Source organism: Oryzomonas japonica (assembly GCF_008802365.1).
Lineage (GTDB): Bacteria > Desulfobacterota > Desulfuromonadia > Geobacterales > Pseudopelobacteraceae > Oryzomonas > Oryzomonas japonica.
The window spans coordinates 164,806-183,629 of record NZ_VZQZ01000008.1; the positions used below are offsets into that span (position 1 = coordinate 164,806).

Consider the following 18,824-nt stretch of genomic DNA (forward strand, 5'->3'; position numbering starts at 1 on the left):
TCAAAAAAAAAGCCCCCTGTCCAGGGGGCAGGGGGCTTTTTCGAAACGCCCGCGGCGAATCACGCCGCAGGCTGGCTAGGGCAACCCTCTTTGCAGTGGGATACCGGACGAATTCTGAATCTTGCAGTCCACATAGTCGGGTTCTCCTTTCGTGGTATACTTATAAAAACCTAACAGGATGCTTATTATCCTAATACATCCGTAAAAATTGTCAATTGAAAAAACAGCGGCAGCCGGGGCCGGTGCAGCGCTCCAGCTTGACATGGGGCAGGTTTCGGACTACAAGTGCAGCAGGCAGCGCCACCAATGCGGTTTTGCCAAAGAAAACAAGGAACAGGTCAACCATGTCACCACAGGTTTCATTCGTCGGCGCAGGACCGGGGGCCGCCGACCTCATCACTATCCGCGGCGCGCGGCTCTTGCGCCATGCCGATGTGGTCGTCTATGCCGGCAGCCTTGTGGACCGGGAACTGGTCCGCCGCTATGCCGCCACGGCGGATGTGTACGATTCGGCCGGCATGACCCTCGACGAGGTTCTCTCCGTGGTCATGGAAGCCGTCTCGGCCGGCAAGAGCGTGGTACGGCTTCATACCGGCGACCCATCGATCTACGGCGCCATCCAGGAACAGATGGAGGCTTTGGACCGCCTGGGGGTGGCGTACCGGGTGGTGCCCGGCGTGACCAGCGCCTTTGCCGCCGCTGCCGCCCTCAAACAGGAACTGACCCTGCCGGAAGTGTCCCAGTCGGTGATCTTCACCCGCATGGAGGGACGCACACCGGTGCCGGAACGGGAACGCCTCAGCCGCATCGCCGGCATCGGCGCCACCCTGGTAATCTATCTCTCGGTGGGCATGATCGACCGGGTGGTGGAAGAGCTTCTGGCCGGCGCCTACACCCCGGAGACCGCCGCAGCCGTGGTCTGCCGCGCCTCCTGGGAGGACGAATTGATCATCGAGGGGACCCTGGCCGATATCGCCGCCAAGGTCCGGGAGGCGGGCATCGACCGCCAGGCCCTGATCATCGTGGGGGATGTGCTGGCGGCGCGCCGCGAAGGGCTCAAGGCCCGGTCGCTGCTCTACGATGACGCTTTCTCCCACGGTTTTCGCGGCAGCGCCATAGGATGACATGCACGTCGCCGTGATCGCCATAACCCGTAACGGGGCGCAGCTGGGGCAACGGTTGCGGGGAGGGCTGCCCGAAGCGGAGCTGCATGTTTCCAGCCGCTATGCCGGCCAGGCCGGAACGGCCAGGCGCCTCTTCGACCCTGCCGACCTGAAGACGCTGGCCGCCTCACTCTGGAAGGAGTACGGCGGTTTCGTCTTCATCATGGCCGCCGGCATCGTGGTGCGCATGATCGCGCCGCTTCTGGAGTCCAAGGAGACCGACCCGGCCGTGGTGGTGATGGACGATGCGGGCAAATTCGCCATCTCGCTCATTGCGGGCCATCTGGGCGGCGCCAACGAACTGGCCGAACGCTGCGCCTTCATCACCGGAGCCCGGCCGGTCATCACCACCGCCACCGATGCCAATGGTCTCCCCTCCTTTGACCTCCTGGCCAAGGAGCAGGGGTGGGTGATCGACGACATCGGCCGGGTCAAGGTGCTCAACCGGCTGCTCCTGGATGGCGAGGAGATTGCCGTCGTCGATCCCACGGGGAAGACGCGCTGCTGGCTGTGCGGTCGGGGCAAGACCTCATTTCACGACACCTTTGCCGAGGCCATGGAGAGTACGGCCCGGGGATTCCTGTTCGTAACCAACCGCCACCTTCCGCCCCAGACCCAGCCCGACAACCTGCTGATCCTGCGTCCCAGCAACCTGGTGTTGGGTATCGGTTGCAACCGCGGCACGACGGTGGACGACATCGATGATTTCGTTACGGCTCAACTCAAGCGTATCTTCCTCTCCCGCAAGAGCGTGCGCCTGGTGGCCACGGTAACGGTCAAGCGCGACGAGGAGGGGCTGATCGCCTTTGCTGAGCGGTTGGGCGTTCCCCTGGCGTTCTTCGGGAGCGACGAATTGAATGCCGTCGCAGCCCCGTCGCCGCCGTCGTCCCATGCCCTGGCGGCTATCGGCGCCTCGGGGGTGGCGGAACCGGCGGCCCTGCTCGGTTCGGGGGGCGGAAGATTGCTGCTGAAGAAGGTCAAGTCGGAGAACGTCACCCTGGCGGTGGCCGAGATCGAGGAAGAGGAGCCCCATGACTGAAAAACCCCTGATAGCGATCACCATGGGTGATCCCTGCGGTATCGGGCCGGAGATCATCGTCAAGGCGTTGGGCAATCCCCTGGTTACCACGGGGTGCACGCCCCTGGTCGTCGGCGACAGGGAAGCCGTTGACCGGGCGGTGCACGTCTGCGGTTCGCGGCTGAAACTAGTCGAAATCATTGAGCCCGAGGAGGCGCGCCACGTCCCGGAGGGCGCTGTGGCGTTAATGCCGGTTTCCCGCCTGCCCGAAGGGGATATGCAGTACGGCAGGCCCACATTGGCTGCCGGCGATGCCGTCCATAGCTATATCTGCACGGCTGCCCGCCTTTGCCTGGCGGGCCGGGTGGCGGCCATGGTCACGGCGCCCATCAACAAGGAGGCCATGAACCGTGCCGGCCATGTGTACCACGGGCACACCGAACTTTTGGCCGAACTGTGCGGGGTGGACGATTATGTGATGATGCTGGCGGGCGATGTGCTCCGGGTCAGCCTGGTGACGATCCATGAGGCGCTTCGTGCCGTTCCCGGCCTGATCACCAGGGACCGGGTGCTGAATACGATCCGGGTCACGGCGGACGGGGTGCGGCGCCTGACCGGCAAATCCACCCCGCGCTTGGCGGTGCTGGCGCTCAACCCGCACTGCGGCGAGGGTGGGATGTTCGGCAACGAGGAGGAACTGGCAATCGCACCGGCCATCGAAGCGGCGCAGCACGAGGGGATCGATGCCCAGGGGCCGCTTTCGGCGGATACCCTTTTTCATTTCGCCCAACAGGGTTTGTACGACGGCGTGGTGGCCATGTACCATGACCAGGGGCTGATACCGCTCAAAATGCTCCATTTTGACGACGGGGTCAACGTCACGCTGGGATTGCCGATTATCCGCACGTCGGTGGACCACGGCACGGCCTATGGTCTGGCAGGGACCGGCACGGCCTCGGAGAAGAGCCTGTTGGCGGCCATCAGGATGGCCATGGGGATGGCGGGGGTATGAGGGGGAATGAGGGGGAAACCGCGTGGAGGAGAACCATTCAACGAAAAAACCCCGCCGATACCGGTGGGGTTTTTTCGTCAGCCCGTAAAGGCATTCAGCATCTTGGCCGCGACATCCTTGCCGCTGATATTGTAGGTGCCCGCCGCCAACCGGTCCCTGATGGAGGCGACCTTCTCCCAGCGGATGGTCTCTTCAGTAGGGGCGGCAGACAGCAGCTTCTCGGTGGTCGATGAAAGCTCGACGCTGAATGCGTCCCCCTCATCCTGTGCCGACGTGGCATCGGCGCTCCTCTGCGCGGATGAACCTTTTATCTCTTTTCTCTGCGGCTTGGCCAGGGCTTGAACACCGGTTTCGATCTTCATGGCGGCCTCCTCTGCAAACGTACTCTTCTGCTCTTTTAAACTACATCGGCAGAGTAGGGGTAAAGCTTTAATCCAATTTGGAACCTGCCGCGGTTTCCCGGATAAAATGCCCGTATTTCTGGTCGGTTCCCTTGATATGGGAGATCGTCCAATCGATCAGAAAGTCCAGGGTCTTGCCGCTCAACTCCTCCCCGCTCGTGACGCCGGTATGCAGATCCTTGAGCTTGGCAACGAAAAAATCGTGTTCCTGGCGGTGGCCCGTAAAGCCGGGAAAGTTATGGGTAAGCATCAGGCGCTCCTCGGCGGAGAAGTGCTCGTGAACGTAGTTGATCAGGTCTTGCAGTACCTCGTCGATGATCCGGGCGCCCTCGCCCTTCTGCACTGCGTCGCCCAGCGCCTTGATCCAGCCGAGCAACCGCTTGTGCTGGCTGTCGACGGCGGGAAGATGTAGCGCCATGCTTTCATCCCACTCAGGAAGTGCCATAATTCCCCCCTTACTTTTCAGGTTGTTGCCTGAGATCCAGTTCGCGGACAGTGCCGAAGGCGGTCAGCGGTTTGTCGAATTTGGCGGCATCGCCCACCACCACCAGTTTAAACGCCTCGGGTCTCAGATGCCTTCGGGCGGCAGCCAGCACATCCTCCTTCGTCACCCGGGCGATGTTGCCCCGATAGCCTTCCAGATAGCCGGGAGCATAGCCGTAGAACTCCAGTCGCGCCCGTTGGGTCACGATGGAAGCAGGGCTGGTGAAGCCGAACATGAAGGAGTTGATGATATATTCCTTGGCAGCCTTCAACTCTTGGTCGCTCACCGGCTCCCTGGTCATACCGGCGATGATCTCCTCCATCAGGGAGACGGCCTTGCCGGTGGACCCGGCCTTGGTCTCGGTTTCGGCGATGAAGGTGCCGGTGAAGCGCCGACCCACGTCGAAGCGGCTGTCAACGTTATAGGCCAGTCCCTGATTGGTGCGGATCTCCATGGTCAGGCGCGAGGTGAAGCTCCCCCCCAGGATATAGTCCATGATACGCAGGGCGTAGATGTCGGGGGAGTCTTTGGTGACCCCCAGGTGCCCCATGCGGATCACGGTCTGGTTGACCTCTTTTTTGCCGTAGATCACCTCGGGGCGGAATTCCGCCTTCGGCTGGGGGATATCCGGCAGCGCCGCCGGAGGGGCAATGGCCGGTTTGCCGAAAACGGCGTTCAACTCCCGGAGCAGGGCCCCACGGTCGAAATCCCCCGATATCGCCAGGATCATCGCGTCCGGCCGGAAGAAGCGGCGATGGAAATCAACCATGTCCTGGCGCGTAATGGCGTTGGCCGAGGCAAAGGTAGGGACCGCGCCCAGGGGGTGGCCGGCGTAGATGGCCCGATTGAGTTCCCGTCCGGCGATCTCCTTGGGGTCGTCGTTCTGCCGCCGTAATCCCTCGATCAGGTGCTTGCGAGCGATATCGACCCGCTTCTGGCTGAAATCGGGGCGCAGCAGCACATCGCCGAAGATGCGCAGGGTCCGGCTGAAGTTCTTGGTGAGCGACGTGAGGGAGACCGTGCCCATGTCGGGGCCGATGCCGCTCTCCACCGCCGAGGCCATGAACTCCAGCTCGTCGTCCATCTGTTCCGGCGAGAGTCCGCCGGCGCCGCCGCTGCGCATGACGCTGCCGGTCAGGGCGGCCAGGCCGGCTTTGGTAGCCGGCTCATAGACCGATCCGGTGCGAACCAGGGCCGTGATGTTGATGATGGGCAGTTCCGTGTCCCGCAGCAGGTAGACCGGCATGCCGCAATCCAGCACCACCCGTTCGGCGGTGGGGATCTCGAAGCGCAGCTCGGGGAAGCTCATGGTGCGGGGATCGGCCTTTCCGCCATCGGCGGCGGAAACAGCCGCCCAGGCCGTAACAAGGAGCACGAGGGAGAGGATCAGTCGTTTCATTTGCCGTCACCCCCCTTTTTGCTAAGGAATCCAACCATGCGGTTCTCCTCGGTGAAATACTGTCTGGCCACCCGCTGGATATCGGCGGCGGTGACCGACGCCACCTTGCGGCGGTACTCGGTCATGTAGCGCCAGGTGCCGGCGACCGCCTCGTACTCGGTCAGGTTGCGGGCCAAGCCGCCGTTGGTGCCCATCCTGCGGGCCTCTTCATACTCGATCTTGTTGAGGACCCGCTGCAGGTCCCGTTCGGCGACCGGTTCGGTCTTGAGTAGTTCCAGTTCATGGAGGATGGCCTCCTCAACCTCCCTGGTGGTATGGGGGGCGCGGGGATTGGCGCTGACAAGGAAGAGGTTGGGGTAGCGGCTGCCCGGGGCATCGAAGACCCCCACCTCCGTGGCGATCTGCTTTTCGATGACCAGCTTTTTGTGCAGGCGCGAGGTCCGGCTGTTGCCCAGGATCATGCTGATCACGTCGAAGACGTAATCGTCGGCCGCATTGATGGCGGGCTTGTGGAAACCGACCATCATGGTCGGCTCGGCCTCGGCCATCAGTTCGATGCGCCGTTCCCCCTCCTGCTTCGGTTCTTCGGCCGTGACCGGTGCCGGGAGCTTTCCGGGCTTGATGGCGCCGAAATAGCGTTCCACCAGTCCGATGGTCGCCTTGGTGTCAATGTCCCCCACGATGGCCACGATGGCGCTTTGGGGGCCGTAGTAGGAGTGGAAGAAGCGTTCGGCCTTGGTGCGGGTCAGGTTCTCGATATCCGACATCCAGCCGATGGTGGGATGGGCGTAGGGATGGACCAGGAAGCCCGAGGCGACGAAGGTCTCCCACAGCTTGTTCTCCGGGTCGGCGTCGGTGGAACGACGGCGCTCTTCCATCACCACGGCCCGCTCCGAATAAAACTCGCGCAGCACGGCGTTCTGCATGCGGTCGGACTCGATGGCCGCCCACAACTCCAGTTTGTTGGCCGGCAGGTTTATCAGGTAGGTGGTGCCGTCGCGGCTGGTGAAGGCGTTGTACCCCACGCCGCCGTTTTTGGCGTACAGTTCGAAGAACTCATCCTTGATGACATAGCGGGACGCCTCCGCCTCCAGCGCCGCCAGCTGCTTCTCCAGGTCGGCTACCTTGGCCTTGTCTCCCTTATCCCCCCTGGCCTTCTCCGCGATCATCGCCTGGGCGGTCTGTTCGATCTTGTCCAAAAGCGGTTTTTCCGCGGCATAGTTCTTGGTCCCCAGGGTGGTGGTACCCTTGAAGAGCATATGTTCCAGCATGTGGGCGATGCCCTGCTCGTCGCTCCGTTCGTCCACGCTCCCCACCCGGAACCGGATCCAGGCCGCCACGGTCGGGGAGGTATGGCGCTCAACCAGCAGGAGTTTCATGCCGTTCTTCATGGTATGCTCGACAACCTTGTCTTCCAATCCGGCGGCAAAGAGGCTGGTTGAGCACAGACAGAGCGCTATGAGAAACAACCACATCCGTTTCATAGGTTTTCACCTCTGGTTTTTCTTTTAGTTCGACACGGTGCCGGTCTCCTGATCGGAGGCCGGAACCGTGTCTATCATGGTAAGATGATGGGCGATTTAAAACAATGAGAATTTGATGTATTTGCGGGGGTGCTCCTTGAAGTCCTTCACCAGGGCGTCCAGGTTGTCCACCATGCGGTTCATGCGCTCGTACAGCTCCTTGTCGGTCACCAGCTTGCCGGCCGTCCCCTCGCCGCTCTTGATCCTGGCGGTGACCTCCTCGATGGACTTGACCGAATTGTCGGCCCTGGTCAGGAGCGACAGCCCCTTGTCGTAGAACTCCCGGTCATTGATCAACAGGCCGAGGGTGCTGTCCTTGGAGGTGATCTTCTTGTTCAGTTCCCGTACATAGTCGGCGGCATCATTGCTCTTTTGCGCCAGGGTGACCAGCTTGTCGTAGAGCGCCTTGTCGTAGATCAGCTTGTTCAGGGTGCCGTCGGACTCCTGGATGTCCCGGAGCGTCTGGTCGGCCCGGTTGAGGATGCTGACCAGTCTGTTGTAGGGCTCGGGGTTGCGGTTCAGCTTGCCCAGGGTCCCCTCGCCGCGGTTGATGGTGACCGCCAGCGCGTGGAGTTCCCCGGTCAGGCTGACGATGTTGGTGTAGAGGCTGGCGTCGGTGGTCAGCTTGCCCAAGGTCCCCTTGCCCTGGGTGATATTGTCCACGATCGTGTTCAGGCGGTCGAAGGTGGTGCCGGCTTTCTGCAGCACGTCGTCCAGTTTCGTGACCGGCGTACCGCGCAGGACGGCGACCGGTTTTTCAAAATATTGTTGCGACGGGGTGATGTCCACGTACTTTTCCCCCATGAGCCCCCGGGTCTTGATGGTGATCTTCGAATCGGCGCCGATCTTTTTCAGCGCCTCGTCATCGATCTCCAGATGGATATCCACCTCATTGGTTTTCTTGGGATCGGCAAAACGGATATCGGTCACGACCCCCACGTCCACCCCGGCCAGCCAGACCGGGGCGCCCTCCTTGAGGCCGGCCACATCGTCCATCACCACCTGCAGTTTCCCCTTGGGGACGAACATCTTGGTCTTCTGTCCCATCACCAGCACCCCGCCGGCAACGCATATCATCGCTACGAAGATGAACACGCCGGCGCGTACCTGGGCCCAGCCTATCTTGTTGCTCCGTTCCATATCGAATCCCGCCTGTTCCGGTTTAAAATCACAATCTGCCACAGAGCCACAGAGACACGGAGAAAAACTTTGAGAAAATGCAGGACGTGGAATCTTGAGATGAGCCGGGAAGAGGATACCGTCGTTACGGTGCCCATCTGCTCAAAACTCCAGACTCTGCGATCCCTCCGTGCCTCCGTGGCAATAATGCGTGTTTACACAAACAGCGACTCTTTCGTCGGCTGCAAGAACTGCTGCACCTCCGGGATCGTGCTGGCCCGCATCTCCGCTTCGGTCCCCTCGAAGATCATCCGCGCCTGGTGCAGGAAGGTGAAGCGCTCCGAGGTGGCGAAGGCTGTGGCCAGGTCGTGGGTCACCATGAGAGTGGTCTTCCCCTCGGCCTGCAAGCGCTGCATCAGGTTGCAGATGTTATAGACACCGATGGGGTCGAGGCCGGTGGTCGGCTCGTCGAAGAAGATGAAATCCGGGTTGGCCGCCAGGGCGCGGGCGATGGCGACCCGTTTTTTCATGCCGCCCGACAGTTCGGCAGGATAGAGGTTTAGGGCCTCTTCCACACCCACGAAGGAGAGCTTTTCCCGCACGATCCCCTCGATCTCCCCTTCGGAGAGGCGCCCCTCCTCGAACAGGCGGTAGCCCACGTTCTCCCCCACGGTCATGGAGTCGAACAGCGCCCCTCCCTGGAAGACGATGGCGATGCGCTTGCGTTGCTCGCTGAAGATTGACTCCGGTTGGCCGGTGATGCAGACGTCGCCGATGCAGACCCGCCCCGATTGGGGGGGCAGCAGCCCCAGGAGCAGCTTGAGGATCGTGGTCTTGCCGGCGCCGCTTACCCCCAGGATGGTGCGGTTGACGCCCCGATCCAGGCAGAAGTCGAAATCCTCCAGAATCTTCCGCCCCCCCACCGAGTAGGAGAGTTTCTCCATGCGGATGGAATCGCTGCCGCTCATGTGGGTTCCGCTCCGCCCATGATCAGAATGATCCGCCACTCATCGGCCGTTACCGGCAGGACCGAGAGGCGGCTGCGCTTGACCAGCGGCATTTCGGCCAGAAGGGGATTGCCCTTGATCTGTTCGAGGGAGACCGGCCGGGGGAGCGGCTCGCCATAGCGTACGTCCACCATGTACCAGATCGGGTTGTCCGGCGACGCCTTGGGGTCGAAATGCTCGCCCGCCGGGTTCATGGCCGTGGAATCGGGGTATCCCTCCCGCACGACCTCGGCAATGCCGACAACGGCCGGCTCGGGGATGTTGCTGTGGTAGAACAGCACCCGGTCGCCCGGCTTGATCCGGTCCCGCAGAAAATTGCGCGCCTGGTAGTTGCGTACCCCGTCCCACGGTTCGGTCATGTTCGGGCGGGCCTTCAGGTCATCGAAGGAAAAACAGCCCGGTTCGGTTTTGAAAAGCCAGTAGGCCATGGTTATCCTATCCCCTGAAGACCACGAAGATCTTGGTCAGGAAAAAATCGAACATCAGGATCAGCACCGACGAAACCACCACCGCCTGTTTGGCCGAGTTGCCCACCCCTTCGGCCCCGCCGCGGGTGTTGAGCCCCACGTAGCAGCCGGTCATGGCGATCAGGAAGCCGAAGAAGGTCGGTTTGACCAATCCTTCGATCAGGTCCTGGAAGACCATGAACTGGGGGATGCCCTTGAGGTACATGGTGGGATTGATGCCGTAGCCCGAGGCCATGATATACCCACCCAGGAGCGAGACGGCGTCGGCCGCCGCGGTCAGGAGCGGCAGCGCCAGGAGCATGGCCTTCAGCCGCGGGGCAACCAGCCGCTTGACGATGTCGGTCCCCTCCACCCGCATGGCGTCAACCTGCTCGGTGACCACCATGGTGCCCAACTCTGCGGTAATGGCGGAGCCGACCCGGCCGGCCACCATGAGGGAGGCCAGCACCGGCCCCAACTCCTTGATCATGGTCACCGCCACCATGCCCCCCACGTAGCTGGTGGCGGCAAAGGGCTTGAGCTGCACCAAGGCCTGCAGGGCCATGACCATGCCGGTGAACAGGCCGGTCAGCATGCAGATGAACAGGGAGGAAAAACCGAGTTTATCGAACTGCACGGCGAATTCACGGTAATAATAGGGGCGGCGGAACACGCGTGCGAAGGTCGTGGCCGCCAGGGCGAACCACCCCTGGAGCTCGGCGAAGAAGTTCAACATGATCTTGTCGATGACGGCGATGTTCATTCAGTACCTTTTAACAGGTTGTTAAAAAACCAGGTTGTTCAAAAATAGCCAGATCGTCGCAGCCGCAGAAAGTCCTGCGGAGGCGTAGCAGCGCTACGCCGCACAAAAGGGCTTTCGAGGACGGCGGCGAGATGGCTGTTTTTCAACAACCTCCTACAGCGCCACGGCCACCGCCTCGGCAGCCTCGTGGATAAAGGTGAACTCCAACTCCTTGCGCACGTTTTCGGGGATATCCTCGAGGTCGTCGCGGTTGCGGTCCGGGGCGATGATTTTCCTGACTCCGGCCCGGTGGGCGGCCAGTACCTTTTCCTTGAGGCCGCCGATGGCCAGTACCCTGCCGGTCAGGGTGATCTCGCCGGTCATGGATACACCGCGCTTGGCGGGCCTGTTCGTCAGGAGCGACACCAGGGCCGTGACCATGGTCACGCCGGCGGACGGGCCATCCTTGGGGATGGCCCCTGACGGCACGTGGATATGGATGACCCTGTTTTCGAAGGCGTCCGGGGCAATGCCGAAATCGCCGTAATGGGCCTCCACGTAGGAGAGCGCGGCCCGGGCCGATTCCTTCATCACGTCCCCCAGGGAGCCGGTTAGGATCAGTTCCGGCTTGCCCGGCATGCTGGTGGCCTCCACGAAGAGGATGTCGCCGCCGGTCTCGGTCCAGGCCATGCCGGTCACCACGCCGATCCGGTCGTCCTCGGCCGCCACCTCGTTGTGGAACTTGCGCGGCCCGAGCAGTTCCGTCACCACCTCGGTGGTGATCTCCTTGCGGGGCTCCTTTTTCTGGGTGATCTCCTTGGCCACCTTGCGGCAGACCGAGCCGATGGTGCGTTGCAGGTTGCGCACACCCGCCTCGCGAGTGTAGTCGCTGATAACCTTCAGCACCGCCGCGTCATGGAACTCGGGAGGTGTGTTGGCGAGGCCGTTTTCCTCGATCTCGCGGCGGATGATGAAGTTGCGGGCGATGTGCAGCTTCTCCTCGGTGCTGTAGCCGGCCAGACGGATGACCTCCATGCGGTCCTTGAGCGGGCCGGGGATCGGGTCGAGCTGGTTGGCGGTGGTGATGAACATGACCTTGGACAGGTCGAAGGGGACGTCCAGGTAATGGTCGTTGAAGGAGAAGTTCTGCTCCGGGTCCAGCACCTCCAGCAGTGCCGAGGCCGGGTCGCCGCGGAAGTCCAGCCCCAGTTTGTCGATCTCGTCCAGCATGAAGACCGGGTTGTTGCTGCCGCAGCGGAAGAGTTCCTTGATGATCCGGCCGGGCAGGGCGCCGATGTAGGTGCGGCGGTGGCCGCGGATTTCGGCCTCGTCCCGCACCCCCCCCAGGGAGATGCGCACGAACTTGCGCCCCAGGGAGCGGGCGATGGATTTGCCCAGGCTGGTCTTGCCCACCCCGGGAGGGCCGACGAAACAGAGCACCGGTCCCTTCATGTTCTCCTTGAGGGAGCGCACCGCCAGGAACTCCATGATGCGTTCCTTGACCTTTTTCAGGTCGTAATGGTCTTCGTTGAGGATCTCCTCGGCCCGGACCATGTCCAGGCTGTCTTCCGTACTCTTGTTCCAGGGCATGCCGGCCAGATAGTCCAGGTAGGTGCGGGATACGGTGTACTCGGGGGAGGCCGGGTTGATCCGCTCCAACCGCTTGAGTTCCTTGTCGGCGATCTTCTGGACCTCTTCCGGCAGGCCGGCCTCCTCGATCAGCCGCCGCAACTCGTTCATGTCCGAGGCGCGGGGGTCTTCCTCGCCCAGCTCTTCTTGGATATGCTTCATCTGCTCGCGCAGGATGTATTCCTTCTGGTTTTTGCCGACCCGGCGGGTCACCTCGCTGGAGACCTCGTTCTTGATCTGCATGCGCTGGACCTCGTTGGTCAGGTGCACATAGACCTTTTTGAGGCGGTCCAGGGGATCGACGGTTTCCAGCAATTCCTGCAGGTCGGAGGCCGGCAGGTTGACGTACAGCGCCACCAGGTCGGACAGGCGTGCCGGGTTGTCGATGTAGTCGATCATCTTCATGACGTCATCCGGCAGCGGCTTGCCGTGGGAAAGGGAGATCTTCAGCAGGGCGTTCAAGCTCTGCACCAGCGCCTCGGAAACCAGGCTCTTCTCCACGAATTCCCGCACCAGTTCGCAAGTGGCCAACATGACCGGGGCGGTCTGCTCGATGCCCAGGATGCGCAGCCGGGCCATCCCCTCCAGGGTCACCTTGAATCTGCCGTCACCCAGCTTTTTGATCTGGTTGACCCGGCAGAGGGTCCCGATCTCGCTCATATCCGCCAGGGTACTGGCAGTGGCGGCATCCGGGCGGAGCAGCACGATGGCCACATACTTTTCATAATTGTCCGCTTCGGAGAAGACGCGCAATTCGCGCTCGTCCACGTAGAGCGGGAAGATCATGTAGGGAAAGGGTACCATCTCCTTCTGGGGGTAGAGCGGCAGCCTTTCCGGTATTTCGATGTTTGTATGGGGCATGGAAACCTGTTCCTTGTCTGAAGGGGTGATAAGTGATGTCTTATTCTTTTAACATACTTTCGGGGCTTATTCAAAAATCTAAACCCCCAAACGACGATCTTCGCCGGCCATGGTCTGGTAATTATATAAAATTCACGTGGTTCTGGCCACGTGGGGTAGGCCGGTTGTGGGTATGCTTTCGGTCGGGTCCATGGGCGCGCGGCCGATACGGCAGCGAACCTACACCGGCTGTCCGTCCCGCACCTTGACACCCACAACGCGAACGCGGGCGCCCGGCCCCGCCAGTTCCCGATAGAGCAGCGCCAGAAAGCGAACCGTCACCAGCCGGTGAATGGCCGCCTGGGAGAGGCGGTAGAGCAGGCGGCGGAACGTCGAGGGCGAGGGGCTGCCGAGGAGCAGGGGGCAATATTCCGAGAGTTCCAGGGAGACGCGGATGCCGTCCGGCAGCTCTTTGACGCCGAAGCGCAGTTCGCCCCGCTCGCACTGGCCCGGCTGTACCAGCATGCCGCCGCAGATGCGCAGCACGACGGCCTGTTGCTCTTTCACCGGTGGGAGAAAGCTGATCAGGCTCCACCGGCTGGTGAACAGGCGGAACTGAATGCCCGAGGCCGAGCAGTGGGGGCGGATGATGGTGGCGGTGCACCGGCGGATGTAGGCCAGATAGCGGTTCAGGAGTATCTCCGGCGTGAGCGGCGCCGCAAGGGTGGCCGGGAAGACGCTCCACTGGATGGAGAAGACCGACGAGTCGTCCACCAGGACCTGCTGGCAGGCGATTTCCTGATCGCGGGGCAGAGACATGGCCTAGTCCCGGGTCAAGCGCCCGATGGACGCTTCGTGCTGGGGGAAGAGTTCGGTCCGGTAAGCGGAGGTGTGGGGGCACATGGATATTGGTATCCCTCATTATTGCTGAGATTGCTGGTCATGGAAACCGCGGTTTAACCGCAGATACAAGGATCAGATTCCCGAACCTTACGGTGGCAGTGCCGTCAAGTACGGCCCATCGGCCCATTTTGCCATTGGTTTGAGATATTGCAATCATTTTCAGGCAAGATGCCGGTCAAACTACAATGAATAGCCGTTGCCGACATTCTAGCAAGTTTTGAACCAATTGTGGCGTTGTCATCTGGCAGAGTCATGTTTTTTATGCTAGTCTGCTCTATCCGGAGACTCCCGTTTTTCCACTATTCCGACCGATCAGTAGGTGACACCCTCCATGACCATAGTCCATATCCTTATTCTTGCGGCAGTCCAAGGGGCCGCCGAGCTATTGCCCGTGTCCAGTTCCGCCCATGTCATTGTGATTGCCAAACTGATGGGACTCGACCCGACCACCCCCGAGATGACGCTGCTTTTAGTCATGCTCCACACCGGCACCATGTTTGCGGTGATCTGCTATTTCTGGAAATCCTGGAAGAGTGGGTTCTTTGCCTCGCGCCGGCAATTTCTGGCATCCCTCAAGCTGATCATGCTCGCCACGATCTCGACTGGAGCTGTGGGGCTGGCACTGAAGGCGTTGATCGAACATTTTGCCTTGGGCAACGTCCCACATGCCGAGATCGAACTGTTGTTCGGTAATCTGGGCCTTATCTCGGCGGCCCTGGCCGCGGCGGCGCTTTTGATCATTATCGCCGGCCTGAGAAGAAGACCCCTGGTGGAGTCCCGTGAGATTAAGACTGGAGAGTCAATCTTGATCGGTATGGTGCAGGGGCTCTGCCTCCCGTTCCGGGGCTTTTCCCGTTCCGGGGCGACCATATCCGTCGGTCTTTTGCTGGGGGTCGCCAGGGTAAAGGCCGAGGAATTTAGTTTTGCCCTGGCCGTGGTGCTGACCCCGCCCGTCATCGCCCGTGAGATTCTGCGGTTGCTCAAAGCGCATGAGTTTGCCACATCGGGAGCGGATCTGATGGGGCTCTTCCTCCCCGGTGTCGTGGGGATGGTGTCGAGTTTCCTCGCGGGACTTCTGGCCCTGCGCTGGCTCTCCAACTGGTTGGAGAAAGGGCGCTGGCACTTCTTCGGCTACTATTGCCTGTGCGCCTCACTCGTTGTGTTTATTTTCCATGGGGTCGGCGTATGAAAATTCCGGCGTAACTACCCACCGATATTAATCCATTTACGTTCTTTGATGGTTGCCAAGGAGACCGGAGCAATGGTCCTGTTGCTCCATGGCGCCCACAGCATCAGCAAGGCGGAGTTCGATCGCGGCGTCACCATCGGCTCCCTGGTGAAAAAACGGGACAACCTGAGGACCGGCTTGCAACACAAATAAGCTTTGTTGGGATAACAGGGGCTTGTGACCGTCAGCACTCAAACAGGAATGTTTTAAATGTGTGGAGGATACCCCCCATGAACAGGATCAGTCGATATACCGGTTTTGTTTTTGCCCTGGTCATCTTTCTCGTCACCGGGGTTAACCCCGCTTTATCCGGCGAGGTTACCAAGGCCACCCTGAAAAATGGCCTGCGGGTGGTCATCGTGCAGAACTCCCTGGCCCCGGTCGTCACGACCCAGGTCAACTACCTCGTCGGCTCAAACGAGGCCCCTCCCGGCTTCCCGGGGATGGCACATGCCCAGGAACACATGATGTTCCGCGGCAATCCGGGGCTTTCTTCTGATCAGTTGTCATCCATCATCGCCGCCATGGGCGGAAATTTCAATGCCCAAACCGAACAGTCCCTGACACAATACTTCTTTACCGTACCGGTTGAAGACATGGAAACCGCACTTCATGTCGAGGCGGTGCGCATGCGCGGAATCCTTGATTCCGCCAAGGCCTGGGGGGAGGAGCGCGGGGCCATCGAGCAGGAGGTGGTTCAGGACCTGTCCGATCCCAAGTATATCCTGAGCACCCGACTGCTGGGCAAGCTGTTCGAGGGGTCCCCTTACGAGCATGATGCCCTCGGCACGGTGGCGTCCTTCGATAAAACGACCGGCGCCATGCTCAAGAGGTTTTACGATGACTGGTACGCGCCGAACAATGCGATTCTGGTCATAGCGGGCAATGTTGACCCGCACCGAACCCTGGCGATGGTCAAACGCCTGTTTGGACCTATCCCCCGGAAAAAGCTGCCTGCACGTACCCCGATTAACCTGTCCCCCCTCAAGCCTGCCGAGATGGAGCTTGACTCGGATCTGTCTTACGGGCTGGCTCTCGTTGCATACCGGTTCCCCGGATTGGAGAGCCCCGATTATGCCGCCGGGATGGTTTTGTCGGATGTCCTGTCCAGCCAGCGCGCTAATCTTTATGCCCTTGTCCCGGAAGGCAAGGCGCTCTCGGCGAGCTTTGACAGTTATGCCTTGCCCAAGATGGGCTACAGTTTTGCTCTATCGGCATTCCCCCGGGGGGAAGACGGGCGTCTCATGGTGGAAACCATCAAGAAGATTATCCGGGGGTATGTCACAAATGGTGTTCCCTCAGAGTTGATCGAAGCCTCCAAGCGTCATGAGATCGCCCAGGCGGAGTTTCAAAAGAACTCGGTTGAGGGCTTGGCCTCTGCATGGTCTCAGGCCCTTGCCCTGGAAGGTCGCTCCTCCCCTGACGATGATATCACGGCCATCAGTAAGGTTACCGTTGATGATGTCAACCGTGTTGCACGGAATTTTCTGATCAATGATACGGCCATCACCGCGATTATGACGCCCAGGTCGTCCGGCAGCCCCGTGGAGTCCAAAAATTCCGGCCGCACCAATGAGTCATTCACCCCCAAGCAGGTGAAGCGGGTGAAACTCCCTCCATGGGCCGCTCACGTCACCAAGCCCGTCAAGGTTGGAGTGACGAAGGAAGGGCCCGTCGATCTGAAACTAAAGAACGGCATGCGGCTCATCGTCAAAACGACCAGGACAAGCGATACAGTAACGCTCTATGGCCGCGTAAAGAACAACCCCGGGCTTGAAACGCCCCCCAGCAAGGAGGGGGTTGATGAGATTCTGGATGGCCTTTTCTCTTATGGCAGCAGGCGCCTGGATCGCCTGGCTTTTCAGGCCTCCCTGGATGAAATTGCCGCTGACGCCGAGGTGGGGAGTTTGTTCTCTCTTCAGGTTGTAAAGAGGCATTTTGACCGGGGAGTAGAACTCATAGCAGATAACCTGATCAATCCCGCGCTTCCAGAGGAGGCATTCAAGGTTGTGCAGAAGGAAACCTCCTCGCTTCTTGCCGGCCAGGAAACGAGCCCGAAATGGTTGGCCGGTCGGGCCCTTAAAACAGCCCTCTACCCGAAAGACGACCCGGCACTCCGTTATGCCAAGCCGGAAACGGTCGACAGACTCACCCTTGCGGACGTCCAAGACTATTACCATGCTGTTTTCCGGCCCGACGTGACGACCATCGTGGTCGTTGGGAACGTCACCCCTGAAGAGGCAAAGGCCACCATCGAGAAATATTTCGGCGCCTGGAAAGCTGAAGGTCCCAAGCCTGAAACCGAGTATCAGCCCATAGCCGGCAACAGATCTGCAGCGGTAGTGGTTCCCAACAAAAGCAGGGTGCAGGATGAGATTACCCTCGAAGAGACGCTCGGCATGACCCGTTCACACCCGGATTACTACCCCCTGCAAGTCGGCCTCCACATCCTTACCGGGGCGTTTTACGCAACCAGGTTCTATCACGATCTCCGCGAGAACAATGGTTTGGTCTATGCGGTGGAAGCCTATCTGAACATAGGTAAAACACGCTCCACCTTTGGCGTGGATTACGGCTGCGACCCCCAGAATGTCTCGAAAGCCCGCTCAATCATAGAACGGGATCTGGCGGACATGCAGACGAGGCTCGTCACCCCTGAAGAGCTGTCTCGGGCAAAGAATCTTCTTGTCCACCAGGTATTGCTGTCCAACATCAGCACCTCAGGTATCGCCATGGGGCTTCTTCATCTGTCACAAATGGATTTGCCGTTGGACGAGCCCATCCGTGCGGCCGACAAATATCAGAAGATAACCGCTACCCAGGTAAGGTCCGCTTTTTCACGATGGATCAGGCCTGCGGAATTTGTTCAGGTTACCAGTGGGCCGGAACCGCAATGATGCGCTAACCTTTATCGTGCGAGGTGCTGGAATGGGGGCGGAAATCCGGTCTCTTGCCATCCGGTAAAGTTGTGTCACAATAACCTTCTCATGGCGATCACGCATACTGTCGTCCTCATAACCGGAGCGGCCGGATTCATCGGTCGGCGGCTTTCCAAAAGCCTGCTGGACCGGGGCTGCAACGTGCGCTGCATGGTGCGGGAATCCATTGCGGGCGTCCCCGACGCCGCCGAGGTCGTGCGGGCCGACATGCTGGCGCCGTCCTCACTGGCGCGCGCCCTGGAAGGGATCGACAGCGTCTATTACCTGGTGCATTCCATGGCGGGGGGGCGTGCCGGCTTCGAGCGCCGGGACCGGGAGGCGGCCGGCAATTTTGTGCGGGCTGCCGACAGGGCCGGGGTGCGGCGGGTGATCTATTTGGGCGGATTGGGGGAGACCGGCGATACCCTGTCGGAGCATCTCAAGAGCCGCCGGGAAGTGGCCGGGATTCTTGCCTCCGGGCGTTTTGCCACGACCTTTCTGCGGGCTGCCGTGATCATCGGGGCAGGCGGGGCCTCGTTCGAAATGGTCCGGGCCCTGGTGAACCGCTTGCCGGTGATGATCACTCCGCGCTGGGTTTCGACCCGCTGCCAGCCGATCGCCGTGGACGACGTGATCGCCTATCTGAGCGGCTGTCTGGAGGACGAGCGCACCGCCGGGCGAACCTTCGACATCGGCGGCCCCGAGGTGCTGACCTACCGGGAGATGATGGAGCGCTTTGCCCGCATCGCTGGTCGTACCATCTATATTCTGCCCGTGCCGGTGCTCACCCCCAAGCTTTCGTCCTACTGGGTCGGGCTGATTACGCCGGTGTCCCCCTCGGTTTCCATGCCGCTCATCGAAGGGCTGAGCAACGAGGTGGTCTGCCGTGAAAACGCCATCCGCGAGTTGATTCCGCTGTCGCTTACCCCCTACGACGAGGCGGTGCGCCGGGCGCTGGCAGAAAGTAAACGATAAGGATGGATTCGCACGGT

The 18,824-nt window shown here is 60.8% G+C and carries 16 protein-coding genes; 6 read left to right on the forward strand and 10 right to left on the reverse strand.

Annotated elements, in window-relative coordinates; genetic code table 11:
• The first annotated feature begins 344 nt into the window (after positions 1–344).
• The 3 genes from cobM to pdxA are packed head-to-tail and all read left to right on the forward strand — an operon-like array spanning position 345 to position 3,193.
• Positions 345–1,124 (forward strand): precorrin-4 C(11)-methyltransferase, encoded by a 780-nt coding sequence (cobM, locus tag F6V25_RS13265; protein ID WP_151129025.1) that lies wholly within the window; start codon positions 345–347, stop codon positions 1,122–1,124.
• 1 nt (position 1,125) lies between these two features.
• On the forward strand, positions 1,126–2,202 hold the full coding sequence (locus F6V25_RS13270; RefSeq protein WP_151129026.1) for a cobalt-precorrin 5A hydrolase: 1,077 nt from the start codon (positions 1,126–1,128) through the stop codon (positions 2,200–2,202).
• Positions 2,195–3,193, forward strand: a complete 999-nt coding sequence (gene pdxA / locus F6V25_RS13275; RefSeq protein WP_151129027.1) for a 4-hydroxythreonine-4-phosphate dehydrogenase PdxA — start codon at positions 2,195–2,197, stop codon at positions 3,191–3,193. Before F6V25_RS13270 ends, pdxA begins: the two co-directional genes overlap by 8 nt.
• A gap of 77 nt (positions 3,194–3,270) precedes the next feature.
• Here pdxA and flgM read toward each other — a convergent pair whose 3' ends face one another.
• The 10 genes from flgM to F6V25_RS13325 form a co-directional block, all read right to left on the reverse strand.
• Positions 3,271–3,555, reverse strand: a complete 285-nt coding sequence (gene flgM / locus F6V25_RS13280; RefSeq protein WP_151129028.1) for a flagellar biosynthesis anti-sigma factor FlgM — start codon at positions 3,553–3,555, stop codon at positions 3,271–3,273.
• Between the two features lie 67 nt (positions 3,556–3,622).
• Positions 3,623–4,039, reverse strand: a complete 417-nt coding sequence (locus F6V25_RS13285; protein ID WP_151129029.1) for a bacteriohemerythrin — start codon at positions 4,037–4,039, stop codon at positions 3,623–3,625.
• 10 nt (positions 4,040–4,049) lie between these two features.
• The gene (locus F6V25_RS13290; RefSeq protein ID WP_151129030.1) at positions 4,050–5,477 is read right to left on the reverse strand and encodes a M16 family metallopeptidase; all 1,428 of its coding nucleotides are present in this window, start codon (positions 5,475–5,477) and stop codon (positions 4,050–4,052) included.
• A complete protein-coding gene (locus F6V25_RS13295; protein WP_151129031.1) occupies positions 5,474–6,961 on the reverse strand; it encodes a M16 family metallopeptidase in 1,488 nt (495 codons plus the stop codon). The genes F6V25_RS13290 and F6V25_RS13295 overlap by 4 nt, the downstream gene beginning before the upstream one ends.
• A gap of 96 nt (positions 6,962–7,057) precedes the next feature.
• Positions 7,058–8,140 carry an MlaD family protein gene (locus F6V25_RS13300; protein ID WP_151129032.1) on the reverse strand — a complete coding sequence of 361 codons (1,083 nt, stop codon included), beginning with the start codon at positions 8,138–8,140 and terminating at the stop codon, positions 7,058–7,060.
• 194 nt (positions 8,141–8,334) lie between these two features.
• Complete coding sequence (locus F6V25_RS13305) at positions 8,335–9,087, reverse strand: ABC transporter ATP-binding protein (protein ID WP_151129033.1); 753 nt, start codon at positions 9,085–9,087, stop codon at positions 8,335–8,337.
• Entirely contained in the window at positions 9,084–9,554 is a 471-nt protein-coding gene (locus F6V25_RS13310) for an EVE domain-containing protein (protein ID WP_151129034.1), read from the reverse strand. Before F6V25_RS13310 ends, F6V25_RS13305 begins: the two co-directional genes overlap by 4 nt.
• Before the next feature lie 7 nt (positions 9,555–9,561).
• The gene (locus F6V25_RS13315) at positions 9,562–10,308 is read right to left on the reverse strand and encodes an MlaE family ABC transporter permease (protein ID WP_420849987.1); all 747 of its coding nucleotides are present in this window, start codon (positions 10,306–10,308) and stop codon (positions 9,562–9,564) included.
• 180 nt (positions 10,309–10,488) lie between these two features.
• Positions 10,489–12,804 (reverse strand): endopeptidase La, encoded by a 2,316-nt coding sequence (gene lon / locus F6V25_RS13320; RefSeq protein WP_151129036.1) that lies wholly within the window; start codon positions 12,802–12,804, stop codon positions 10,489–10,491.
• A gap of 219 nt (positions 12,805–13,023) precedes the next feature.
• A complete protein-coding gene (locus F6V25_RS13325; protein WP_151129037.1) occupies positions 13,024–13,602 on the reverse strand; it encodes a hypothetical protein in 579 nt (192 codons plus the stop codon).
• Positions 13,603–14,017: 415 nt separating this feature from the next.
• Between F6V25_RS13325 and F6V25_RS13330 the strand changes: the two genes are divergently transcribed.
• From F6V25_RS13330 to F6V25_RS13340, 3 genes are all read left to right on the forward strand, one after another.
• Complete coding sequence (locus F6V25_RS13330; RefSeq protein ID WP_151129038.1) at positions 14,018–14,875, forward strand: undecaprenyl-diphosphate phosphatase; 858 nt, start codon at positions 14,018–14,020, stop codon at positions 14,873–14,875.
• A gap of 269 nt (positions 14,876–15,144) precedes the next feature.
• Complete coding sequence (locus F6V25_RS13335) at positions 15,145–17,811, forward strand: M16 family metallopeptidase (protein ID WP_151129039.1); 2,667 nt, start codon at positions 15,145–15,147, stop codon at positions 17,809–17,811.
• 90 nt (positions 17,812–17,901) lie between these two features.
• Complete coding sequence (locus tag F6V25_RS13340) at positions 17,902–18,807, forward strand: NAD(P)H-binding protein (protein WP_151129040.1); 906 nt, start codon at positions 17,902–17,904, stop codon at positions 18,805–18,807.
• Positions 18,808–18,824 lie beyond the last annotated feature (17 nt).